Raw genomic sequence first — 22,943 nt, 5'->3', positions numbered from 1 at the left:
TTGTCAAGAAGGTGTAAATTTACCCTTCTTTCACACGAAGATTGATGATACTTGTGATATCTTGATAGATTTTCACTGGCACATCAATCAAACCAACTGCTCGAATCGGAGCTTGTACTTGGATATGACGTTTATCAATCTTGATCCCAAATTGCTTTTGCAATTCTTCCGCAATTTTCTTATTGGTAATAGAACCAAAAGTACGGCCATCTGGACCAACTTTTTCAACAAATTCTACAACAGTTTCCTCTGCTTCAAGTTGGGCTTTAATTGCTTTTGCTTCTGCAATCATCTCAGCGTGAGCTTTTTCTTCAGATTTTTGTTTACCACGAAGCTCACCTACCGCTTGAGCAGTTGCTTCTTTGGCTAGATTCTTTTTGATAAGAAAGTTTTGCGCATACCCTGTTGGTACTTCCTTAATTTCGCCTTTTTTTCCTTTTCCTTTAACATCTGCTAAAAAGATTACTTTCATTCTTCTTTCTCCTTTTCCTTTATTTCATTTAATACAATTTCTGTCAGTTTTTCACCTGCTTCTGACAAGGTTAAATCTTTAATTTGAGCTGCTGCCAAATTAAAGTGGCCCCCACCGCCTAGCTCTTCCATAATCCGTTGTACATTCAATTTACTACGACTACGAGCTGAGATAGAAATAAATCCTTGTGTATTCTTCGCAAGAACAAAACTCGCTTCAATACCTGACATAGCTAACATGGCATCTGCTGCCTTACTAATAACAACTGTATCATAGCATTTCGAGTCCTGAGCCTCTGCTATCAATACATCTGAACCTAATTTACACCCCTGTAAAATCAGTTCGTTGACCTCACGATATTCTTCAAAATCTGTCGCAGCAATTTCTTGGATGACAATACTATCACTTCCTCTCGTTCTGAGATAACTCGCAACATCAAATGTCCGACTAGTCACTCGTGAAGTGAAATTTTTAGTATCCAGCATCATACCAGCCATCAAGACACTGGCTTGCATACGACTCAAACGATTTTTCTTAGAATTCTGGAACTGAATCAATTCCGTTACCAACTCACTGGCACTACTTGCACCACTTTCGATATAAGTAATGACGGCATTATCAGGAAAATCCTGATCCCGTCTGTGGTGGTCAATGACAATAGTTTGAATAAACAAATCATAAAATTCTTTTGATAATGTTAAGGCTGTCTTTGAATGGTCTACAAGAATCAACAAAGAACGATTGGTCACCATCCCCATTGCATCCTTAACAGACAACAACTTCGTAACTCCTTCTTTTTCTAAGAATGAAACAGCTCGTTCAATATCCGGTGACATTTGTTCTTCGTCGTAAAGAGCATAGCTATTTTGAGTCACATTGCTGGCAAATAACTGCATACCTACAGCAGAGCCCAAAGCATCCATATCTAGATTTTTGTGACCAACTACAAAAACCTGATCCACACTTCGAATCTTATCTGAAATAGCTGTCATCATAGCGCGCGTACGGGTCCGTGTACGTTTGATTGAGGCAGCAGATCCACCACCAAAATAAACGGGATTTTTCGTTTCGTCATTCTCCTTGACAACCACCTGGTCTCCACCACGCACTTCAGCCAAGTTCAAGTTGAGTAAAGCAACTTTCCCTATTTCATCATGATTTCCATCACCATAAGAAAATCCCATACTTAAGGTCAATGGCAACTGTCTCTGTTTCGACTCTTCTCTGAAAGCATCGATAACAGAAAATTTATCATTCATCAAGCCCTCAAGCACCGTATAGTCCGTAAACAGATAAAAACGATCCATACTCACTCGACGGGAAAACATGGCATATTTACCAGCAAATTCTGAAACAAAATTGGCTACAAAACTATTGATATGACTAATATCAGACTCCGATGTTTCATCTTCTAAATCATCATAGTTGTCAACGGAAACGATCCCAATAACAGGCCGACTCGTTACTAACTCAACAGTCGCTTCATATTCACCAGACACATCAAAGAAGTAAAGAACCCCAGACACCTTGTCCATATGAACCGAATAACGGGTCTCACCCAAGGTAGCATAAGAACCTGGGTTCCCCACAGAAGCCTTGATAATTGTTTGAATTAATGCCACATCAATCTCGCCCACTTCATTAGTCAAAATCAATTCAGCATAAGGATTAAACCATTCAACGTCACCTGACGACAAGTCTAATTTAATGACTCCGACAGGCATCTGTTCTAACAAGGTTGTCAAACTATCTTCAGCTTGGTGGTTTACATACTGGATTTGTTCTACTTCACTCCTTGAGTAATAGTCTCTTTGATGGATGAATAGTAAAATATATGAACCCAAAATAAGTAGCAAAAGAAATAGCGTTACCAGTGTATTCGTTACAAAAACAAGTTGCACAGATAGCACTCCGAACGCCACTATTCCTAATATTAAGGGGAAAATAGGACTTACATAAAATTTTTTCATTCCAAACCTCTTGGCACCCATTATACCATAATAACCACCAAAAAGCGACTTTTTAAAAGTGTAATTAGCAATTCTACAAACTATAATAAAAAGGAGGTTTACAATTCAGTAAACCTTCCTTTACACATATTAAAATTAAGATTCTTTAACTTCTAACAAACCAATTTCTCCATCTTCACGGCGATAAATCACATTAGTTGTTTGATCTTCAACATCCACATAAATAAAGAAATCATGTCCCAATAAATCCATTTGTAGAATAGCTTCTTCCAAATCCATTGGTTTTAAATCAATTTGTTTTGAACGAACAACTCTAGACTGGACAACATTTGGATCTTCCACCAAAGCATCTGTAAATAATTGACTAGTTGCTACCTTGTTTTTATTTTTACGCTCGATTTTTGTTTTATTTTTACGAATCTGACGTTCAATTTTATCGGTTACAAGGTCAATTGAACCATACATATCTTGAGACACATCTTCTGCACGAAGAGTAATTGAGCCAAGCGGAATCGTCACCTCCACTTTAGCCGTTTTTTCACGATACACCTTCAAGTTAACTCGAGCATCCAACTCTTGTTCAGCTTGAAAATACTTTTCGATCTTTTCGAGTTTAGAAACTACATAATCACGAATTGCTTCTGTTACTTCTAGGTTTTCACCACGGATACTATATTTAATCATATGAGTACCTTCTTTCTAAACATTTTTGTTTTTCTGATTTCATTATAGCGCTTTCATTTTAGTTTTGCAAATTTTTTCCTCATCTTACAAGGGAAAAAGTTTTTACATCCTCAGCACCAGCTTCTTCCAGCAGTTTCTTCACACGATTTATAGTTGTTCCTGTAGTATAAATATCATCTATAAGTAGGATTTTCTTAGGAATGCTGACTCCACTTTTAATAAAGAAAGGAAGTTCTGTCGTCAAGCGTTCTGAGCGACTTTTAGAAGAACTAGCTCTCTCTTCTCTTTTCTCTAATAAATCCAGATACTTGAAAGCTGCTGCTTCAACTAAACCTTCAACCTGATTAAATCCTCTGTCAAGCAATCTTTCAGGACTTAGGGGAATTACAACAAATTGATACTCTTTGTACTTTCTCAACTCCGCACTTAAAACTGAAGCGAAAACTTTTCTTAAAAGGAAGTCTCCGTCAAACTTATACCGACTGAAAAAATCCTTCATAGCTTGATTGTAAGTAAAAATCGCTCTATGACTGACTTCAACTCCTTCTTTACACCAAAATTGACAATCTTGACACTTTGTTGACAAACCTGTTTTCATACAGTTTGAACAGTGCTCTTCTCCAATTCTCTCAAGAGTAGAATCACAGCCTGAGCAAAGATAAGAGTCATCATTCCTCAAAAGCAAGAGACTACTAAAAGTTAAAACAGTCTTCATTGTCTGCCCACATAACAAACACTTCATAAGCCTGCCTCCTTGTTCATCTGCTGAATTTCCTTAATTGCCTTCTTGATCGAAGCATTTAATCCGTCATGAAAGAAAAGCAAATCTCCTGTCGGTCTATCCATACTTCGTCCAACTCGTCCACCAATTTGAATCAAACTGGACTTGGTAAACAGACGATGATTGGCCTCTACTACAAAAACATCCACACAATTGAAGGTAACTCCTCGCTCCAAGATTGTCGTACTGATAAGTATTGTCAGTTCTCCATCTCGAAAAGCTTGCACTTGCTCTAATCAATCTTCTGTTACAGAAGAAACAAAACCAATTTTCTCATTTGGAAATTGCTCCTGTAAGATTTCTTTTAGCTGCTCCCCTTTTTTAATTTCTGATGCAAAAATGAGTAAAGGATAACCTGTCTTTCTCTGTTTCTCAATATAAGAATTTAACTTTGGTGACAAACGATTCTTATCCAAATAGCGATTAAAATCCGATAACCAAACTGGTTTAGGAATAATCAATGGATTCCCATGAAATCGTCTTGGCAAACTCAACCTTTTTAGTTCTCCTATGCGAACCTTCCTATCTAACTCATCGGTCGAAGTCGCTGTTAAAAAGATTCTCAGCCCATTCTCCTTTACACTATTCTTGACAGCGTGGTAAAGAATGGGATTATCAACATAAGGAAAGGCATCTACTTCATCCACTATCAGTAAATCAAAAGCTTGATAAAATTTCAATAACTGATGAGTCGTCGCAACAACTAATGGTGTTCGAAAATAAGGTTCCGATTCTCCATGTAGGAGGGCTACCTCACAAGAAAAATCATTTTGCAGGCGCTTGTACAGCTCCAAACAAACATCTATGCGAGGACTAGCCAAACATACTGCACCACCCGCATTGATCACTTTAGCCACTACTTGATAAATCATTTCTGTCTTTCCAGCTCCTGTCACCGCATGAACTAAAGTTGGCTCTTGCTTGTCTACTGCTTGAATCAGTCCCTCTGACACCTTCTCTTGAAAAGGAGTTAATTGACCACGCCATTTAAGAACATCTTGCTTCAGAAAATCCTCCTGCGGAAAACAGTATAAAGCTTGATCACTCCGAACTCGCTTCATCAGCAAGCATTCCCGACAATAGTAGGCACCAATAGGTAGATACCATTCCTCTAAAATAGCACTATCACAACGTTGACAGAAAAGTTTCCCCTTCTCCTTTCTCATTGCTGGAAGTCTCTCCGCCAACTGACGTTCCTCTTCTGTTAATTCATTCTCCGTAAACAAACGACCGAGATAATTTGGATTTACTTTCATACTTCTTTATTCGTAAAAACCTAGCGCTTTAGATGATTTTTTAGTACAATTAAATCATGGAATTTAAAACAATTAAAGAGGACGGTCAAGTCCAAGAAGAAATCAAAAAATCACGCTTTATCTGTCATGCCAAGCGTGTTTATAGCGAAGAAGAGGCTCGTGACTTCATTACTGCCATCAAGAAAGAGCACTACAAAGCTACGCATAACTGTTCTGCCTTCATTATTGGGGAACGTAGTGAAATCAAACGTACAAGTGATGATGGTGAGCCTAGTGGTACTGCTGGCATTCCTATGCTTGGGGTACTAGAAAATCACAATCTCACCAATGTCTGTGTGGTCGTGACACGCTACTTTGGTGGCATTAAACTAGGAGCTGGAGGACTGATTCGTGCTTACGCAGGCAGTGTTGCCTTAGCTGTCAAAGAAATCGGCATCATTGAAATAAAGGAACAGGCTGGCATTGCTATTCAAATGTCTTACGCTCAGTACCAAGAGTACAGTAACTTCCTTAAAGAACATGATCTTATGGAACTTGATACAAACTTTACAGATCAAGTCGATACGATGATTTATGTTGATAAAGAGGAAAAAGAAACTATTAAAGCTGCACTTGTAGAGTTTTTTAATGGAAAAGTCACTTTAACTGATCAAGGTTTACGCGAAGTTGAAGTTCCTGTAAATTTAGTGTAAACAATGGATAATACAGCGTTTCACTGACATTTTCACCGCTACTTTAATTAGCAACATAAAAAGGTGCTTGCCAAAACCTACTAGAAAATGAAGCAATTTAAAAAGAAAACGGATAGCGTTCTCCTTTACACCTATTTACTAGAATTAACTTATCACAATCGCTTGAAAATCAATGGCTTGGACCTCTGATATAAAAAAATCCTATCACTTCGATAGGATTTCTATATTTTACAAATGGTATAGATAGCGTTATACTAGAGATATCTTATACAAAGAGGTATTCATATGTCTATTTATAACAACATTACTGAACTAATCGGACAAACACCGATTGTTAAACTCAACAACATTGTGCCAGAAGGTGCTGCGGACGTCTATGTAAAACTTGAAGCATTTAACCCTGGTTCATCTGTAAAAGACCGTATTGCTCTTAGCATGATTGAAAAAGCGGAACAAGACGGTATTCTAAAACCAGGTGCTACCATTGTTGAAGCAACAAGTGGAAACACTGGTATTGGACTTTCATGGGTAGGTGCTGCTAAAGGGTATAAAGTTGTCATTGTTATGCCTGAAACTATGAGTGTAGAACGCCGTAAGATTATCCAAGCCTATGGCGCTGAACTCGTCCTCACTCCTGGTAGTGAAGGAATGAAAGGTGCTATCGCCAAGGCTCAAAAAATCGCTGCTGAACGTGATGGTTTCCTTCCTCTTCAATTCGACAATCCAGCTAATCCAGAAGTACACGAAAGAACAACAGGAGCTGAGATACTAGCTGCTTTCGGTAAAGATGGATTAGATGCCTTTGTTGCTGGAGTTGGTACCGGTGGAACAATTTCTGGTGTTTCTCATGCACTCAAAGCAGCAAATTCTAACATTCAAGTTTATGCAGTGGAAGCTGATGAATCTGCTATTCTATCTGGTGAAAAACCTGGTCCTCACAAAATTCAAGGTATCTCAGCTGGATTTATTCCTGATACACTGGATATAAAGGCTTATAATGGTATCGTTCGTGTAACGTCAGACGATGCTCTGGCACTTGGCCGTGAGATTGGCGGAAAAGAAGGATTCCTTGTTGGTATTTCTTCAGCTGCAGCTATCTATGGAGCAATTGAAGTTGCTAAGAAATTAGGTACAGGTAAGAAAGTCCTTGCTCTAGCACCAGATAACGGTGAACGTTATCTCTCTACAGCACTCTATGAATTTGAAGTGTAGTCTCCTAAATACACTTGGCCCTTATTATAGGGCTTTTTATTTTTATCCTGAAAAATCGACTGCATAGAAAAGTCTTTGGGCAGATAAAGGCTTGTTTGGGTTACAAGAGATATAAACTGAGAGGTAAGCGTCAAGTGAGAATTGACATGGGATTGGTACTTATGGCCAACAACCTCCTAAAATACAATAAGAGAACGACTAAAAATTAAAAAGCTAGAGTTCCACAATTGGAAATCTCTAGCTTTTTTATGTTTGAGAACTATTTTATCTCAGACTCTTCTATGATTAGTTATTCAAGGCTGCTGCCATTGTAGCTGCAACTTCAGCTTCAAAGTCATTTGCAGCTTTCTCAATACCTTCACCAACTTCAAAGCGAGCGAACTCAACTACTGAAGCGTTAACTGATTCAAGGTATGCTTCAACTGTCTTGCTGTCATCCATGATGTAAACTTGTGCAAGAAGTGTGTAAGCTTGGTCAACTTTAGTGTTATCAAGCATGAAGCGATCCATTTTACCTGGGATGATTTTGTCCCAGATTTTTTCTGGTTTACCTTCTGCAGCCAATTCAGCTTTGATGTCAGCTTCAGCTTGCGCAATTACTTCATCAGTCAATTGAGCTTTTGATCCATACTTCAAGTGTGGAAGAGCTGGTTTGTTAACCATTGCACGGCTTTCGTTGTCTTGGTCGATAACGTGGTTCAATTGTGCTAACTCATCTTTAACGAATTGCTCATCCAATTCTTTGTAAGAAAGAACTGTTGGTTTCATAGCAGCGATGTGCATTGACAATTGTTTAGCAAGAGCTTCGTCTCCACCTTCAACAACTGAAATAACACCGATACGTCCACCATTATGTTGGTATGCTCCAAAGTGTTGTGCATCTGTTTTTTCAATCAATGCAAAGCGACGGAATGAGATTTTTTCTCCGATAGTTGCTGTTGCAGATACGTATGCAGCTTCAAGAGTTTCACCTGAAGGCATTGTCAAAGCAAGTGCTTCTTCATTATTAGCAGGTTTTCCTTCAGCAATAACTTTAGCTGTAGTATTTACCAATTCAACGAATTGAGCATTTTTCGCAACGAAGTCAGTTTCAGCGTTTACTTCAATAACTGCTGCAACATTACCGTTAACGTAAACACCAGTCAAACCTTCTGCAGCAACACGGTCAGCCTTCTTAGCTGCCTTAGCCATACCTTTTTCACGAAGCAATTCAATCGCTTTTTCGATGTCACCGTCTGTTTCTACAAGCGCTTTTTTAGCGTCCATAACACCGGCACCAGATTTTTCACGCAACTCTTTTACAAGTTTAGCTGTAATTTCTGCCATTTTGATTCTCCTATATTTTTTAAAAATAGGAGAGCCGGGCTAAGCCCCGCCCTCCTAGGTAATTACTATTTATATGAATTAAGCGTTGTCGCCTTCTACGACTTCAACGATTTCTTCGATTGAATCTGCTTGAGCTTCTGAAGCTGCAAATTCTGCTTCAACTGCTGCTGCATCTTCACCTTGACGTCCTTCGATGATAGCGTCAGCCAATTTAGCTGTAATCAATTTAACAGCGCGGATAGCGTCATCGTTAGCTGGGATGATTACATCGATATCATCTGGATCAGTGTTTGTGTCAACCATCGCTACAACTGGGATTCCCAATTTTTTAGCTTCTTTAACAGCGATTTGCTCTTTATGTGGGTCAACTACATACATCACATCTGGAATACGAGGCATATCTTCGATACCACCCAAGAATTTTTCAAGACGTGCACGTTGTTTGTTAAGAAGTGCAACTTCTTTTTTAGGAAGAACTTCGAAAGTTCCATCTTCTTCCATACGTTTGATTTCTTTCAAACGAGCAATACGTTTTTGGATTGTTCCCCAGTTTGTAAGAGTTCCACCCAACCAACGGTGGTTGATGAAGTATTGACCTGAACGTACTGCTTCTTCAGCAACTGCATCAGCCGCTTGTTTCTTAGTACCAACGAACAATACAACTGCATCGTTAGCTGCTGCATCACGCATGAAGTCGTATGCTTGGTCAGCGTATTTTACAGTTTGTTGCAAGTCGATAACGTGGATTCCGTTACGCTCTGTAAAGATGTATTTAGCCATCTTAGGGTTCCAGCGACGAGTTTGGTGACCAAAGTGTACACCAGCCTCAAGAAGTTGTTTCATTGAAATTACTGCCATGAGTATTTCTCCTTTTTGTTTTTTTCCTCTTCTTGACTTCAACTCGCAAAACGACCCAAGGGCAACTGTCTCACAATTCATCAAGAATGAGTATTATCGTTCACACGACAAGTTTCATTTTACCATACTTTTTCAATATTTTCAAGTTTTTTAAGAATTTTTTTAGAGAGACTATCGCCACTAAAAAAGAGACTCTATTAAGTCTCCTTTTCTAATTAATCTGCATAAATATATGTTACAAAACCTGACGACGTAGTTGTCGGATTGAACCATCCACGATGATTTCCAAGAGTGCGATTACCAGCATAATTTGATTCTGACACTTGGATACGTGTTGTTGATTCTACAGCAGTGACTACCGCTACGTGTCCATATCCACCATCATTCCAACATGCAATCGCACCAACTTGAGGTGTCGAACCTGTACGGAATCCTGCAGCAGCTGCACTTGTAGCCCACTGTGCTCCATTACCCCAATAGTCTCCAGCCCAAGGTGCTAATGTTTTAACTCCCCATGTACATTCTCCAATTGGATAACTTGAAGCATTTGTACTGTATGTTGGGCGTTGTTTGACTGCCACAGGAGTGTATGTTGTTGATTCCGAAGAAGCTACAGCTTGAACCTGTGCTGCAAAAGTCGTATTTCCAGAAGCAACAACTGTTTGTTGTTGACTTACTTGTTTTGCCTTGTAAGCTGCTTCTGCCTCTGCTGCTGCTTTTGCTGCCGCTTCTGCTTCTGCTTTTTTCTCTAGCAAACTTGCTTTTTCATCTTCTGCTGTCGCTTTTTCAGCAGCAAGATTTAATTCTGCAGCCTTCAACTCAGCTTGTTTCGTTGTTAGAGCTTGTGCATCATCAGACAATTTCTGTTGATTTGCAATTACTGTATTAATTGCGTCATTGTTTGCCACTTGCTTCTCAGAAATTGCTTTTTTATCTGCTTTTTGTTGTTCCAACATTTTGTTGTTAGCAGATACAATTTCATTCATTGCTGCTACACGTGAAATAGCTTCTGTAATTGATTTTGAGTTTACAATCGTATTGATGTAGCTAGTTGCAGCTCCATTTGTTTGAGCACTACGAGCTTGTTTTTCCAAAGAATCATTGCGAGATACAATGTTTTTAGAAAGTTCTGTAATCTCACTCTCAAGCTTTTTGGATTCTGCTTGCAATCTATCATTTTCAGCTTGCAAGTTAGATTGCTCAGCTTGAATAGCTGATACTTGCTCCTGAATTTGGTCAACTTGTTTTTGGGCTTCTTGTTGTTGTGCTGTTAAGTTACTAATTTTATTATCTTGAGCAGCAATTTTGTCATCAGTCGTTTCTGCATGCGCAGTTGTTAAAACAGCTACTTGAGAAACCATTACTGTACTTAATAAAAGTGACGCTAAGATTTTTTTCTTCATATTACGTAGATACTCCTTCTTTTAAAGACAATACTAGTATACCAAAAAAAGGCCTAATGAATATTACGCCTTTGTTACATTTTTGTTTCTTTCTCATAGATAATATTTTTCAAAAATAAACTGAAAAATAAGCATCCACACAAGATTTAAAATCATGGATGGTACTAGGCTATAAACGATAAAAATCGGCAGACTATCTACAGTTAAACCTACCACTAATGCAAAGAGATAAGATCCCATATCAAATAGAAAACTCATAACAATCATAGCCAAGATTCTTGTCCAACGATTCAACAAAATAACACTATTCAATTTATGAAGAAAGGCTCCCAATAAGATAAATAAGAGAGTTGCAATCCCTATTAGATGGAAAAAGTAAACATCGTAAACCAAGCCTATCACAAAACAATAGACTAGGTAGAGATACTCTGATACTTCTATCGTCTCAAATAAGAGAAATAGAAAAAGAAAATGACTAGCCAAATGTACATGGGGGAAAAATGAACCCAGAAGCTGGCTAATATGGGCGTCAATTAGAACAAAGAAAGGAAGCAATAAAAACACTCCAACCCGCTTCAACTGTCTCATTATGAATTCCCCACTAATTCTATCACATCCACATTATGAGTATCTGCACTCAATTTAACAGTTACTTCTCGTGTCAAATAGTCTGTACTATGCGTTGTGGTAACTACTTCACCAACAGGAATATCCGCAACGTTAAAGTTTCCTAATCCACCCGTTGTCACTTTATCGCCTGTACTAATATCGCTATTACTATTTAATTGGCTAATTTTAAGAACTTCATTTTCCTTGTCATAACCAACAATAATCCCATAAATTGTAGTAGAACCATGTTGAATTTTAACAGAAATCTTATCAGCATTTTCCGTATTTGTCAGAAGGTTGACTATAGTAGAGTTCTCCTCTACTTTTGAAACACTCCCAATCAAGCCACCATTTGCAATAGCTAACATGTTCTCAGAAGCCCCTTTTGATGTGCCTACATCTAAGGTCAATTCCTGCTTCCAAGATACTGGAGATCGCATAATAACATCTGCTGCTAAAGTCTTTGTGGCTTGCAACTTGGACTTCATATCAAGCAATTGGCGCAGTTGTTCATTTTCCGTCTTTAAACTTTCCGCCTCATTTGATTTAACTTCTAACTGGTAAATCTGTTTCTTCAAACTTTCATTTTCATTATATGTTCGTGTTAAGTGAACCAAATCTGATTTGACAGAATCAAACCACTGAAAAGGTTTTTGTACAACCCTATCAACCAATGAGATTCCATCTCCTAATTTTGTCACAATTGTACTTGAATAAGTCGTCGCTAAGAGAGCTAACACAAGCAGAACAGTGACAAAAACAATAATGACATATTTTGATTTTTTAAAACGGTTCATATCCCTACCTTTATATCAAAAACTGTTACAGTAACTTTTAATCAATTCTTTAAATGCTACTAAGATTTTAAGAAAAATAAGCAACAACCAAGTACGAGAATAACAAGAATTGCTAGCGTATCCTTTCGGGTCCATTTCAATTGTCTGTATTGACTTCTGCCTTTTCCCCCCTGATAACCACGCGCTTCCATGGCGATAGCCAAGGAATCTGCACGTTTTAAACTTGTCGCAAAAAGAGGAATCAAAATAGGAATCATAGCCTTTACTTTTTGAACAATACTTCCTTCTCCAAAATCCACTCCACGCGCTTTCTGTGCATTCATAATCCGCGTCGTATCATCCATCAAGGTTGGGACAAAACGCAAACTCATGGACAGCATCAATCCAATTTCATGGACTGGAACTTTCACACGCTTTAAAGGCGCTAACAAAGCTTCGACAGCTGATGCTAAACTTAAGGGCATGGTCGTTAAGGTTAACAAAGTTGAAAAGAAAATAATCAATACAAAGCGACAAAAAATAATTCCAGCTTGTTGCAAAGCATAATCTGTGATTCTCACAAACGAAAACTCAAATAAAACATTCCCATTAGAAATGAAAAACAATTGAAAAATAGTTGTGAAGGCAATCAAGAAAAACATAGACTTCAAGCCCTGAATAAAAAATGAAATAGATACTCCTGACAAGGCAATAAATATCCCTGTTGCTATAAAAAGAATCAGATTCGTCAAAGGATTATTAGCCCAAAACACAATCAAAATCAGTAGCATCATAGCCATCAATTTGCTACGTGGATCCAACCGGTGAACAATCGAATCCCCTGGGATATAACGTCCCAAAATCATACTATCCATTTATCGACTCCTTGAACTCCTCTATCTTAATCGGTAATCGTTTAAATGACACGCCTCTATCAGCCAATCGTTTACAAAAAGCTGTAATTTTAGGTACTCCCAACTGCACTTCTTCCATAAAGACAACATCTTGAAAGACATCACTCGGTCTACCACCCTTCACTAAGCGTCCCTTTTCCATTACATAGACTTGATTCGCATATTCAGCAACATCATCCATCAAATGCGTGACTAAGACAATGGTCATCCCTGACTGGTGGAGTTTTTTGAACAAATTCATCAACTCTTTTCTACCTAGAGGATCTAGGCCAGCTGTTGGCTCATCTAAGACTAATATAGCTGGCTCCATGGCAAGTATGCCTGCAATTGCGACACGTCTCATTTGTCCACCTGACAGCTCAAACGGGCTACGATCAAAAAGTGATTCATCAATTCCAACCAGAGCCAGTTTCTCACGCGCAATCTGCTCCGCATCTTCTTCAGAAACTCCAAAATTTTGCGGTCCAAAAGCAACGTCCTTCAAAACTGTTTCTTCAAAGATCTGATTTTCAGCAAACTGAAATACCAAGCCAACCTGTTTTCTAATTTGACGAATATCTTTGTTTTTAGAAGTCGAAGTGATTAAGGTATCAAAAACTCGCACGCTTCCTTGACTTGGCACCAATAAACCATTTAAAAGTTGTAAAATAGTTGATTTACCGCTACCTGTGTGCCCAATTAAGGCCGTATAAGAACCATCTTCAATCGTCAAAGAAACATCCGACAAAGCTGTTGAAGCTAAAGGAGTCCCTTCTTGATATGTAAAACTCACATTTTCTAGAGCAATTCCCATAGCTTATCCTCTAGCTCACTTTCTGTCAAATAATTTTCAGGCAAATCATAGCCATTCTGGCTCAAAGAATTTTTTAATTGATTGGCAAAAGGATCGTCTAATCCAATTTGATCTAAATCATTTCGTGAGAAAAGCTCCCTTGCACTACTAGTTGATTCAATTGACCCTTTTTTCATGACCAATACGCGATCACTCATGGCAACTTCTTCCAAATCATGGGTAATGGAAATGACCGTCATATCATAGTCTTTTCGAATTCCTTTTACTGTCTCAATCAGTTCTCTACGCCCCTCAGGATCCAACATACTCGTTGCCTCATCTAGGATTAGAATCGCTGGTCTTAGGGCTACAACGCCTGCAATGGCCACACGTTGCTTTTGGCCACCTGACAGACGTGCTGGCTCTCTCTTTCTAAAATCCAACATGCCAACCAAATCCAGGGCTTCTTCCACTCTCTTTTTCATTTCTTGACGAGAAAGTCCCTGATTTTCCAAACCAAAGGCAACATCATCTTCAACAGTCGCTCCAACAAATTGATTGTCTGGATTTTGAAAAACCATACCGATTTGACGACGTATGCTCCAAACATTCTCCTCAGTCAACTGTTGGCCATTGATTACAATCTCTCCAGATTCTGCTTCCAGTAATCCATCAATTAACCGTACTGTCGTTGATTTACCACTACCATTATGCCCTACAATCGAAAGCCATTCTCCACGTTTCACGTGAAACGTAATATCCTTCACATCATAGTATTCCTGACTTTCTTTATAGCGAAAAGAAAGATTTTTTACATCAATTATTGATTTCATTTCGAACCAAATGTCCCTTTAAATACATAGGCACTACCCTTGAAATAGTCATAGCCAGAGTAGATAGTGAAAAATAAGGCTACATAAAGTAGAACTTGACCAATCAAAGTCCAATGTAATAGCAAGAAAATAATCGCAAACATCTGACTGAAAGTTTTAATTTTCCCAGGCATTGCTGCCGCTAAAACTGTTCCGCCAGTTTCAACCAATAAAAGCCTTAAACCTGTCACAGCCAACTCTCGACAGATAATCACTGCAACAATCCAAGCCGGAGCCATCCCTAACTCAATCAACATAATAAAAGCCGACATAACTAGTAGCTTATCCGCCATAGGATCTGCAAATTTACCAAAATTACTGACCACATTCCATTTACGAGCTAAATATCCATCTAAATAATCTGTAATACTAGCAATAGCAAAGATAATAGCTGCTACTATATGACTCTCTATCGAATTTCCTACTGTTAAAATAAAGATAAAAATAGGTATAAAAAGAATTCGACCTATTGTTAAGAAATTTGGAATTTGTTCTTTTTTCATTCGTTTTTCCTTAATTCTTAGTGAAGGTTATCGTAATTGTCCCAGTATAAGCTGTTAATTTAGATAAATCCACAGTCTGATTATCTACTGTCAAAGCAACACCTTTGACAACACCTAATGTAATGATAACAGGATTTGTTGTTGAAACGGTTGTTTCCGAACTTTTATTATCCGGTGATAAAGTCACACCACCCTCAAGCTCGCTTTCTGAAACACTGACCCAACTTCTAGCATCTGAAACTGCCAATTGCAATTTAACTGTTTCCTTACTTGTCTTATAAGCTATTTCTACATGATTTCCTTCACCTGATACACTTATAGCTGATTCTACACTAGAGGAACTGCTAGATGAACTACTACTTGAGGAGCGGGGAACAGAGCTAGTTGAACTTGTTGATTGAACCACACTGTAATTAGAAAGAGAAGGCCCTTCTGGTTGAGTCTGGATATAATTCCAAACATAATAAGTCACAAAAATTACAATCGATAGTGCAAAGAGTACAAAATAAAATAAAGGTAAAAATGATGTTTTTTTCTTATTTTTCTTACTTGAACGTCTGCGCCCTGTCAACTCATCTTCATCAACATCCACTTCCTCATAAGTAATCATACTCCCAGAATCATAAGCATCCAAAACAATTTGGTCATCTAACTCAACAGCCCATGCATATTTTTTCAAGAAAGAACGCGTGTAAAAAGGACTTGGAAGTTGATCGAAATCGTCTGCTTCCATTGCTTCCAACATATCTAACTGGATTTCTGTCTTTTTCTGCAATTCATCTAAACTCAATCCCTGATTGATTCTAGCTAATCGTAAAACCTCACCAATTGTTTTTTTCCTCATACTTGTTATCCCTTCTTTCTAGTGTCTATTATGATAAGTTACTACGATGGGAATATTGTAAAATCAACTATATCCCCTTCATCTATTAAGTGATGCCCTGCTTCAAGGACATCCTCTAAAGTAATTTCCTGTAAAATCTTTGGTAAGTCAAAAATTGTCTCACCATGTTCAAAAGCATCATATTGCGTTGCAATAAATTCAAGAGAGTTCATACTACTGAAAAATTCTCCAAACATCTCTCTTTTGATAATATCTAAATGATCCTCTGTAATATCCAAATCCTTTGTAAAATTACGAATGGCCTTCCTAAACTGATGAGATAAAGCAACTGGCTCTTTCGTATCCATTGTCAACATAACAAAATGAAAACGACTTGTTACTTCAATTTCAAGAGATAAGGAAGCATCTATTTTACCTGATTCATATAACTTTTGAAAACGATTCGAAGTCCAACCAAACATCATTGCAAATAATAATTTCAATAAAATATGATGTCGATAGCAATCCGCCTCAGCAACTTCTCGATTACCTCTAATCCCAATCGCTAGCTTGGGAGAAGATACTTCCATTCTCATACTGTCTGTTGGCTTTACATCTTGTAAAAGCAACTTTTCTCTTGATACTTCCTGAACATTTAGATCTTCCAGTTCTCTTCTTTCAAAATAGTCCTGTACTTGCTCCACATCAAAATTACCAACTAAAAACAGAGACATATTTACAGGCTTGTAAAACTTTGTGAAATTTTCTTGCAAATTAGTTAGATTGATTTGGGAAATGGACTCCTCACTTCCAACTATATCAGTCGCTAAAGGTGTGCCAGGATATAAATTCGCTAAGGTTGAAAAGAATAAACACGAATCGGGATCATCGTGGTACATTTCTCGTTCTTGCTGGATAATATCCTGCTCTCTCATAATGGAATCTTCGGTAAAATGTGCCGATGTTACTAATTCATCAAGTAAGTCTAAATTTTCTAAAAAATGAGCCGTTGCTGAAAAAAGATAGCTTGTTTTTGTAAAGCTTGTAAAGGCATTACTATCTGCACCTAGACTCGTAAAAGCCGACATCAAATCTCTAGCATCTTCTCTCTCAAATAATTTATGTTCAAGAAAATGAGCAACTCCTTCAGGATATTGTTTTACATCTCCGTCAACTTCTGTTACAAGCGTATCTACCGAACCAAACTGTACAGTTACACTCCCGTAAACCTCTTTAAATTCCTTTTTAGGCAAAAGAGCAACTGTCAATCCATTTGACAAACGAGTTCGATAAACCATTTCTTTTACAGCTGGATAGTATTTTTCTTCAAAAACAACCTTTGTCATTCTATTCCTTCCATAAAGTAAATCGCCTGTAGTTTCACATTATTAGCTACTCTACAAATAGCATCTTTGTCAACTTGCTCGAGTTTTGCAATCCAACCTTTAAAGTCTGCTGAAGATTTTCCAAGTAAGGCATTTTGATAAGTACGTTCAATCAATGAACTTTGATTATCTTGAGAAAGTAACAAAGACCGACGAATCATTTCCTTGGTCTGCTCTAACTCAAGCTCTGTAAAATAACCTTTTTTTAAATCAAGCAGTTGATTATTCATCATTTTACGAGCCTGGTTCCGATTTTCTCGATCAATACCAGCATACATCCTCAAGAACCCACTAAATAAATCGAGCTGACTGGAAATGGTATAAGCTAATCCAGCATTTTCACGGACATTTGTAAAGAGTTTAGAATGAGCAAATCCACCAAGTAAACCATTCATTACAATCATGGGTAAATGTTGCTCATCACCATATTCAGCAGAGCAATGATAGCCCAACTCTAAAATGGACTGTCCCACATTTTTCCGAACCATACTTTCTTGTAGTATATTGGAATAAGGTTGACAATACTGAACCTTCACATCTCCTTTTCGACCTTTAAAGTCAAATGATTCTAATACATTTTGAATTTCAACCTCATTAAAATCACCTAGGAAAAAGAAATCTATTCGATTATTGGCCAAAAATTCTTGGAAACAAGAATAAGAACTTTGTGGAGTTTCAACTAAAATACGATTTCGTAAATCACTATATTCCAATTGGAGACGTTCGTCATGAAAAAATAATTTATCTAATTCTTTATGTGCAAAATAAAAAGAATCATCCATATCAGCTGCTAAGCTTGCTAGCAATTGTTTTTTCTCAATTTCAAATAAGGCAGAATCAAACCCATTATCAACTACAACGGGTGAAAAAAGAGTTTCTTTTACTAGTTCCAAAACCTGTGAAGTTAACACATTTTTCTTACTTAAAAACTCATCACGAACATATGTGAATGTCAATTCTACAATGTGGCTTTGTCCTCTTCTAAAACAATTGGTTGACATATCTGTACCATATAGACTAGCCAAGTGTCTTCTCAAATCTTGAGAAGTAGGGTACATCAGATTAGCAGTCTCTAGCATACTCGCACTCAACATGCGACCTGCAATCGTATCAAGAGATAATGGAGCTGTAAAACGCACGGTGATTTTGTTCGTTTTAAACTTCTTTGATTGGATAAAATGTGTTGAAATTCCATGCACTAACTCCATGATTTACCTCCTTATATACAGACTTCTATTATATCACGAAAACCTGAAATTTTCTTGTTCTCTGTAACAGTTTTGAAATAAAAATCGCTTACATTTCTTCCTGTTTCTATCACTATTTTTAGGAAAATATGATATAATACCAAAGATTGAGGTGAATTATGGAATACAAATTATTTGAAGAATTTATTACCCTCCAAGCACTACTCAAAGAACTTGGAATTACACATAGCGGAGGAGCTATCAAATCATTTCTCTCTGAACATTCTGTTTACTTTAATGGGGAATTAGAGAGTCGTCGCGGTAAAAAACTTCGTATTGGCGATAAAGTTGACATCCCTGACATGAACATTGACATCTTGTTGACACAACCTACTTCTGAAGAACAAGATGAATACCAAGCTGATAAAGTTGAAAAAGAACGGATCGCTAAACTTGTCAAAGAGATGAATAAAGGAGTAAAAAAAGACAAATCGAAACCTGCTTCATCACCTAAAAGCAAACAAGCTCCGCGATTCCCTGGAAGATAATCATGTGGCTACAAAACCTATCTCTAAAGACTTTTCGTAATTACAAAGAGACGAAAATAGACTTTAATCCTAAATTGAATGTCTTTTTGGGACGTAATGCACAAGGAAAAACAAACATGTTAGAGGCTATCTATTTTTTAGCCTTAACGCGTAGTCATCGAACTCGAACAGATAAAAATCTCATTCATTTTGATGAGGAACAGCTTCATCTTTCAGGTCTCGTTCAGAAAAAAACTGGATCCATCCCCCTAGAAATCGAACTAACACAAAAAGGCCGTGTGACCAAAGTTAATCATTTAAAACAGGCACGCCTTTCAGATTATGTGGGACACATGAATGTTGTCTTATTTGCTCCTGAAGATTTACAACTAATTAAAGGAGCACCTTCAGCTCGACGAAAATTTATTGATATGGAGCTTGGACAAATTAAGCCAATCTATCTATCTGACTTAACCAATTATAATCACATCCTAAAACAAAGAAATACTTATCTAAAATCAGCTCAAAAAATAGATGAAACCTTCCTTTCTGTGTTGGATGATCAGCTAATTGATTATGGATGTCGTGTAATGAATCACCGCTTAGATTTCATAAAAAAACTAGAATCATTTGGGCGTAAGAAACATTTTGAACTCTCTAATCAGATTGAAGAGTTGTCAATATCCTATCAATCTTCTGTCAAGATAACTGACAAAGAAAACTTATCCGAATCTTTCAAAATCGCTTTAGAAAAAAGTAGATACAGAGATTTATTTAAAAAGAATACTGGTGTTGGTCCTCATCGAGATGACATTTCTTTTTATATAAATGGAATGGATGCTAGTTTTGGAAGTCAAGGCCAACATCGTAGTCTCGTCCTTTCTATAAAATTAGCAGAAATCGAGTTAATGGAAAGTATTACTACAGAATCTCCGATATTATTACTTGACGATGTTATGAGCGAGCTTGACAACACTAGACAGTTAAAATTATTAGAAACGATTTCTCAATCAATCCAAACCTTTATTACAACAACAAGCTTAGACCATCTTCAAAATCTACCAGAAAATCTAAGTATTTTCACTATTCAAGATGGTAAAGTTGTTGTAAATAAAACTTGACAATATTGTAAAAGAACTCCTATTTTTGCAGGAGTTCTTTTTATTTCTTTTACATAGAATAATTTGGTGCCTCATTAGTAATTTGTACATCATGAGGGTGGCTTTCTTTCAAACCAGCACCAGACATTTCAATAAATTGAGCGTTATCATGTAGTTCTTTAAGGTTAGCCGCACCACAGTAACCCATACCAGATCGGATACCACCAATCATTTGGAAGACGATATCAGCTGCCGCTCCTTTATAAGCAACACGACCTTCAATTCCTTCTGGAACAAGTTTATTTGCTTCATTGACAGAACCTTGGAAGTAACGATCGCTTGAGCCTTTTTTCATAGCAGCAATTGATCCCATACCACGGTAAGTCTTAAACTTACGTCCTTGGAAGATTTCAGTTTCGCCTGGAGCTTCGTCTGTTCCAGCAAACATTGATCCAAGCATAACTGCATTTCCACCTGCAGCAAGAGCTTTTACAATATCTCCAGAATACTTGATTCCACCGTCAGCAATGATCGTTTTACCATATTCACGCGCAACAGCTGCAGCATCATAGATAGCTGTTACTTGTGGAACACCAACACCAGCAATCACACGAGTAGTACAGATAGAACCTGGTCCAATACCAACTTTGACAACGTCTACACCTGCTTCGTAAAGTGCGCGCGCTCCCTCAGCAGTTGCAATATTTCCAGCAATCAAAGTACGATCTGGGAAGTGATCACGAATCTCAGCAATTTTACGCAAGACACCTGCAGAATGACCATGTGCAGTATCAATAACAATCGCATCCGCTCCTGCTTCAAAAAGAGCCTCTGCACGTTCAAATGTATCTGAAGTAACACCTACTGCACCTGCAACTAAGAGACGACCAAACTCATCTTTAGCAGCATTTGGAAACTCAATAACTTTTTCAATATCTTTGATAGTAATCAAACCAGAAAGACGACCTTCTTCATCTACCAAAGGAAGTTTTTCAATACGGTGTTCTTGAAGAATACTCTCAGCTGTTGCAAGGTCTGTACCCACAGGAGCAGTCACAAGATTTTCACTAGTCATATGGTTTGAAATTGGTTGGTTATAATCTGAAATAAAACGAAGATCTCGGTTTGTCAAAATACCAACTAATTTACGATTTTCAAGTGTTTCAACAACTGGAACACCACTGATGCGGTAACGTCCCATAAGCTCATCAGCTTCAGCAATTGTATGTTCAGGCGTCAAGAAGAACGGATCAATAATAACTCCATTTTCAGAACGTTTTACCTTGCGAACCTCGTCTGCTTGTTGAGCAATAGACATGTTTTTATGGATAACTCCGAGACCACCTGCACGAGCAATAGCAATAGCCATTTGACTCTCTGTTACTGTGTCCATGGCAGCGGTAATAATTGGGATATTTAAAGTCAAATTATCTGCCAATTTAGTTGTTAAATCTGCATCGTTAGGCAACACATGACTTTCAGCTGGAATAAGCAATACATCATCAAAGGTAAAACCTTTTTTCAAAAATTTAGTGTCCCAATTAGACATTCGAAGTTTCCTCTTTTCTTTCTTTTTGAGCTTGACTCTTTTTATATTGTATCTATCATACCATTCTATAAAAATTTGTCAAATATTACAGGGGTAAATAAAAAACTATCTTTTCTTTCTGATAGAAATGATAGTTTCTTGTAAAATAAACCTAGTTAAAGTAATGAAGTCCCATTGCTCCTTTAACCTCAGATAGGGTTTGACCTGCAACTTCACGCGCTCTTTCACTACCTTTTTGAAGCATATTATAAACTTCTCCCATATCCTTAGCAAATTCGATACGGCGCTCACGAATAGGACCCAGTTCACGTTCTAATATTTCAAGTAGATAACGTTTGGTTTTCACATCACCAAGACCACCTCGTTGATAATGTTCTTTCATGTCAGCAATTTCTTGAGCATCTTCTGGACGACCAAAAACATCTAGATAATGGAAAACCATATTTCCTTCAATTTTACCTGGATCCTCAACGCGGATATGATCTGGATCTGTATACATACTCATTACTTTTTTACGCAAAGTATCCGCATCATCAGCTAAATAAATACCATTATTAAGGGATTTAGACATTTTAGCATTCCCATCTAAACCAGGCAAACGACCTGCTCTCTCATTCTCTGGATAAATACCTTCCGGTTCTACCAAAACGTCACAGTTATATGCATTGTTAAAAGAACGAACAATCTCACGGGTTTGCTCAATCATTGGTTTCTGATCTGTCCCAACAGGAACATAATTAGCCTTGAAAGCTGTGATGTCAGCCGCTTGAGCGATTGGATAGACCAAGAATCCTGTCGGAATACTTTCTCCAAACCCTTTCTGAGCAATCTCTGTTTTTACAGTTGGATTACGCTCCAGACGTGCTAATGAAACTAGATTCATATAATACATAGATAGTTCAGCCAACTCTGGAATCTGACTTTGAATAAAGATAGTTGATTTACTCGGATCCAATCCAACTGCAAGGTAATCCAAAGCCACATTTCCGATAGACTCTATAATGGTTTGAGGATCTTTGGCATGATCTGTCAAGGCTTGTTGGTCAGCCAAGAACACAAACATGTCATACTTATCCTCTTCCTGTAATAATACTCGATTTTTGAGACTTCCAACATAATGTCCAATATGCAATTTTCCTGTTGGACGGTCTCCTGTTAAAATAATGGGTTTAGTCATTTTATTCTCCTTCGATATAGTCTCTTCAATTATAGCATTTTTTTAATGAAATAACCGTAATTTATTAAAATAAATCAACCTTGCTATTTACTGCT

General features: G+C 37.5%; 23 protein-coding genes and 2 pseudogenes. 6 read left to right on the top strand and 19 right to left on the bottom strand.

Features of this window, described 5'->3' with window-relative positions; genetic code table 11:
• Nucleotides 1–19: 19 nt before the first annotated feature.
• From rplI to HT718_RS02580, 5 genes and pseudogenes are all read right to left on the bottom strand, one after another.
• The gene (rplI, locus tag HT718_RS02600; protein ID WP_020900968.1) at nucleotides 20–472 is read right to left on the bottom strand and encodes a 50S ribosomal protein L9; all 453 of its coding nucleotides are present in this window, start codon (nucleotides 470–472) and stop codon (nucleotides 20–22) included.
• Nucleotides 469–2,442, bottom strand: a complete 1,974-nt coding sequence (locus tag HT718_RS02595) for a DHH family phosphoesterase (RefSeq protein ID WP_173267082.1) — start codon at nucleotides 2,440–2,442, stop codon at nucleotides 469–471. Before HT718_RS02595 ends, rplI begins: the two co-directional genes overlap by 4 nt.
• Nucleotides 2,443–2,577: 135 nt before the next feature.
• Complete coding sequence (gene raiA / locus HT718_RS02590) at nucleotides 2,578–3,126, bottom strand: ribosome-associated translation inhibitor RaiA (RefSeq protein ID WP_000599100.1); 549 nt, start codon at nucleotides 3,124–3,126, stop codon at nucleotides 2,578–2,580.
• A 79-nt stretch (nucleotides 3,127–3,205) separates the two neighbouring features.
• On the bottom strand, nucleotides 3,206–3,868 hold the full coding sequence (locus tag HT718_RS02585; protein ID WP_173267080.1) for a ComF family protein: 663 nt from the start codon (nucleotides 3,866–3,868) through the stop codon (nucleotides 3,206–3,208).
• Nucleotides 3,865–5,163: pseudogene (locus HT718_RS02580) on the bottom strand (DEAD/DEAH box helicase). The gene HT718_RS02585 and the pseudogene HT718_RS02580 overlap by 4 nt, the downstream one beginning before the upstream one ends.
• Before the next feature lie 56 nt (nucleotides 5,164–5,219).
• On the opposite strand from HT718_RS02580, the gene HT718_RS02575 reads away from it, so the two are divergent.
• The 4 genes and pseudogenes from HT718_RS02575 (at nucleotide 5,220) to HT718_RS09705 (ending at nucleotide 7,276) form a co-directional block, all read left to right on the top strand.
• Nucleotides 5,220–5,855 (top strand): YigZ family protein, encoded by a 636-nt coding sequence (locus HT718_RS02575; RefSeq protein WP_173267078.1) that lies wholly within the window; start codon nucleotides 5,220–5,222, stop codon nucleotides 5,853–5,855.
• Between the two features lie 93 nt (nucleotides 5,856–5,948).
• A pseudogene (locus HT718_RS09510) lies at nucleotides 5,949–6,044 on the top strand (PH domain-containing protein); the annotation flags it as partial.
• A 96-nt stretch (nucleotides 6,045–6,140) separates the two neighbouring features.
• A complete protein-coding gene (cysK, locus tag HT718_RS02570; RefSeq protein ID WP_173267076.1) occupies nucleotides 6,141–7,067 on the top strand; it encodes a cysteine synthase A in 927 nt (308 codons plus the stop codon).
• Between the two features lie 14 nt (nucleotides 7,068–7,081).
• Nucleotides 7,082–7,276: a transposase gene (locus HT718_RS09705; RefSeq protein WP_275690386.1), complete on the top strand. Its 195-nt coding sequence runs from the start codon at nucleotides 7,082–7,084 to the stop codon at nucleotides 7,274–7,276.
• Between the two features lie 76 nt (nucleotides 7,277–7,352).
• Here HT718_RS09705 and tsf read toward each other — a convergent pair whose 3' ends face one another.
• The 12 genes from tsf to HT718_RS02505 all read right to left on the bottom strand — a co-directional run bounded on the left by tsf (nucleotide 7,353) and on the right by HT718_RS02505 (nucleotide 18,516).
• Nucleotides 7,353–8,393 carry a translation elongation factor Ts gene (tsf, locus tag HT718_RS02560; RefSeq protein ID WP_033682512.1) on the bottom strand — a complete coding sequence of 347 codons (1,041 nt, stop codon included), beginning with the start codon at nucleotides 8,391–8,393 and terminating at the stop codon, nucleotides 7,353–7,355.
• Between the two features lie 78 nt (nucleotides 8,394–8,471).
• Nucleotides 8,472–9,251, bottom strand: coding sequence for a 30S ribosomal protein S2 (gene rpsB / locus HT718_RS02555; protein WP_000268459.1), 780 nt, complete (start codon nucleotides 9,249–9,251; stop codon nucleotides 8,472–8,474).
• A 215-nt stretch (nucleotides 9,252–9,466) separates the two neighbouring features.
• Nucleotides 9,467–10,654: a CHAP domain-containing protein gene (locus HT718_RS02550; RefSeq protein ID WP_020900974.1), complete on the bottom strand. Its 1,188-nt coding sequence runs from the start codon at nucleotides 10,652–10,654 to the stop codon at nucleotides 9,467–9,469.
• A 93-nt stretch (nucleotides 10,655–10,747) separates the two neighbouring features.
• The gene (gene mreD / locus HT718_RS02545; RefSeq protein WP_173267073.1) at nucleotides 10,748–11,242 is read right to left on the bottom strand and encodes a rod shape-determining protein MreD; all 495 of its coding nucleotides are present in this window, start codon (nucleotides 11,240–11,242) and stop codon (nucleotides 10,748–10,750) included.
• A complete protein-coding gene (gene mreC / locus HT718_RS02540) occupies nucleotides 11,242–12,060 on the bottom strand; it encodes a rod shape-determining protein MreC (RefSeq protein WP_173267071.1) in 819 nt (272 codons plus the stop codon). The genes mreD and mreC overlap by 1 nt, the downstream gene beginning before the upstream one ends.
• A 59-nt stretch (nucleotides 12,061–12,119) precedes the next feature.
• The gene (locus HT718_RS02535) at nucleotides 12,120–12,914 is read right to left on the bottom strand and encodes an energy-coupling factor transporter transmembrane protein EcfT (protein WP_049540337.1); all 795 of its coding nucleotides are present in this window, start codon (nucleotides 12,912–12,914) and stop codon (nucleotides 12,120–12,122) included.
• Nucleotides 12,907–13,746 (bottom strand): energy-coupling factor transporter ATPase, encoded by an 840-nt coding sequence (locus HT718_RS02530; protein WP_173267069.1) that lies wholly within the window; start codon nucleotides 13,744–13,746, stop codon nucleotides 12,907–12,909. The genes HT718_RS02535 and HT718_RS02530 overlap by 8 nt, the downstream gene beginning before the upstream one ends.
• Nucleotides 13,731–14,558 carry an energy-coupling factor ABC transporter ATP-binding protein gene (locus HT718_RS02525; protein ID WP_173267068.1) on the bottom strand — a complete coding sequence of 276 codons (828 nt, stop codon included), beginning with the start codon at nucleotides 14,556–14,558 and terminating at the stop codon, nucleotides 13,731–13,733. Before HT718_RS02525 ends, HT718_RS02530 begins: the two co-directional genes overlap by 16 nt.
• Nucleotides 14,555–15,100: a CDP-diacylglycerol--glycerol-3-phosphate 3-phosphatidyltransferase gene (pgsA, locus tag HT718_RS02520; RefSeq protein ID WP_173267066.1), complete on the bottom strand. Its 546-nt coding sequence runs from the start codon at nucleotides 15,098–15,100 to the stop codon at nucleotides 14,555–14,557. Before pgsA ends, HT718_RS02525 begins: the two co-directional genes overlap by 4 nt.
• A 10-nt stretch (nucleotides 15,101–15,110) precedes the next feature.
• On the bottom strand, nucleotides 15,111–15,944 hold the full coding sequence (rodZ, locus tag HT718_RS02515) for a cytoskeleton protein RodZ (RefSeq protein WP_049540344.1): 834 nt from the start codon (nucleotides 15,942–15,944) through the stop codon (nucleotides 15,111–15,113).
• Between the two features lie 41 nt (nucleotides 15,945–15,985).
• Complete coding sequence (locus HT718_RS02510) at nucleotides 15,986–17,269, bottom strand: pitrilysin family protein (protein ID WP_173267064.1); 1,284 nt, start codon at nucleotides 17,267–17,269, stop codon at nucleotides 15,986–15,988.
• On the bottom strand, nucleotides 17,266–18,516 hold the full coding sequence (locus tag HT718_RS02505) for a pitrilysin family protein (protein ID WP_173267061.1): 1,251 nt from the start codon (nucleotides 18,514–18,516) through the stop codon (nucleotides 17,266–17,268). The genes HT718_RS02510 and HT718_RS02505 overlap by 4 nt, the downstream gene beginning before the upstream one ends.
• 158 nt (nucleotides 18,517–18,674) lie before the next feature.
• On the opposite strand from HT718_RS02505, the gene yaaA reads away from it, so the two are divergent.
• Both yaaA and recF read left to right on the top strand, forming a co-directional pair.
• Nucleotides 18,675–19,043 (top strand): S4 domain-containing protein YaaA, encoded by a 369-nt coding sequence (gene yaaA, locus HT718_RS02500; RefSeq protein WP_020900983.1) that lies wholly within the window; start codon nucleotides 18,675–18,677, stop codon nucleotides 19,041–19,043.
• Between the two features lie 2 nt (nucleotides 19,044–19,045).
• On the top strand, nucleotides 19,046–20,143 hold the full coding sequence (gene recF, locus HT718_RS02495) for a DNA replication/repair protein RecF (protein WP_173267059.1): 1,098 nt from the start codon (nucleotides 19,046–19,048) through the stop codon (nucleotides 20,141–20,143).
• Nucleotides 20,144–20,192: 49 nt separating this feature from the next.
• On the opposite strand, the gene guaB is transcribed toward recF, so the two are convergent.
• Nucleotides 20,193–21,671: an IMP dehydrogenase gene (guaB, locus tag HT718_RS02490; protein ID WP_020901151.1), complete on the bottom strand. Its 1,479-nt coding sequence runs from the start codon at nucleotides 21,669–21,671 to the stop codon at nucleotides 20,193–20,195.
• A gap of 151 nt (nucleotides 21,672–21,822) precedes the next feature.
• Complete coding sequence (gene trpS / locus HT718_RS02485) at nucleotides 21,823–22,848, bottom strand: tryptophan--tRNA ligase (protein ID WP_173267057.1); 1,026 nt, start codon at nucleotides 22,846–22,848, stop codon at nucleotides 21,823–21,825.
• Nucleotides 22,849–22,943 lie beyond the last annotated feature (95 nt).

It is taken from the genome of Streptococcus sp. 714, assembly GCF_013277115.1.
In the GTDB taxonomy this organism is placed as follows: domain Bacteria; phylum Bacillota; class Bacilli; order Lactobacillales; family Streptococcaceae; genus Streptococcus.
Note: the sequence above shows the minus strand (reverse complement) of the source record. Positions and strands in the feature narration are given on the sequence as shown.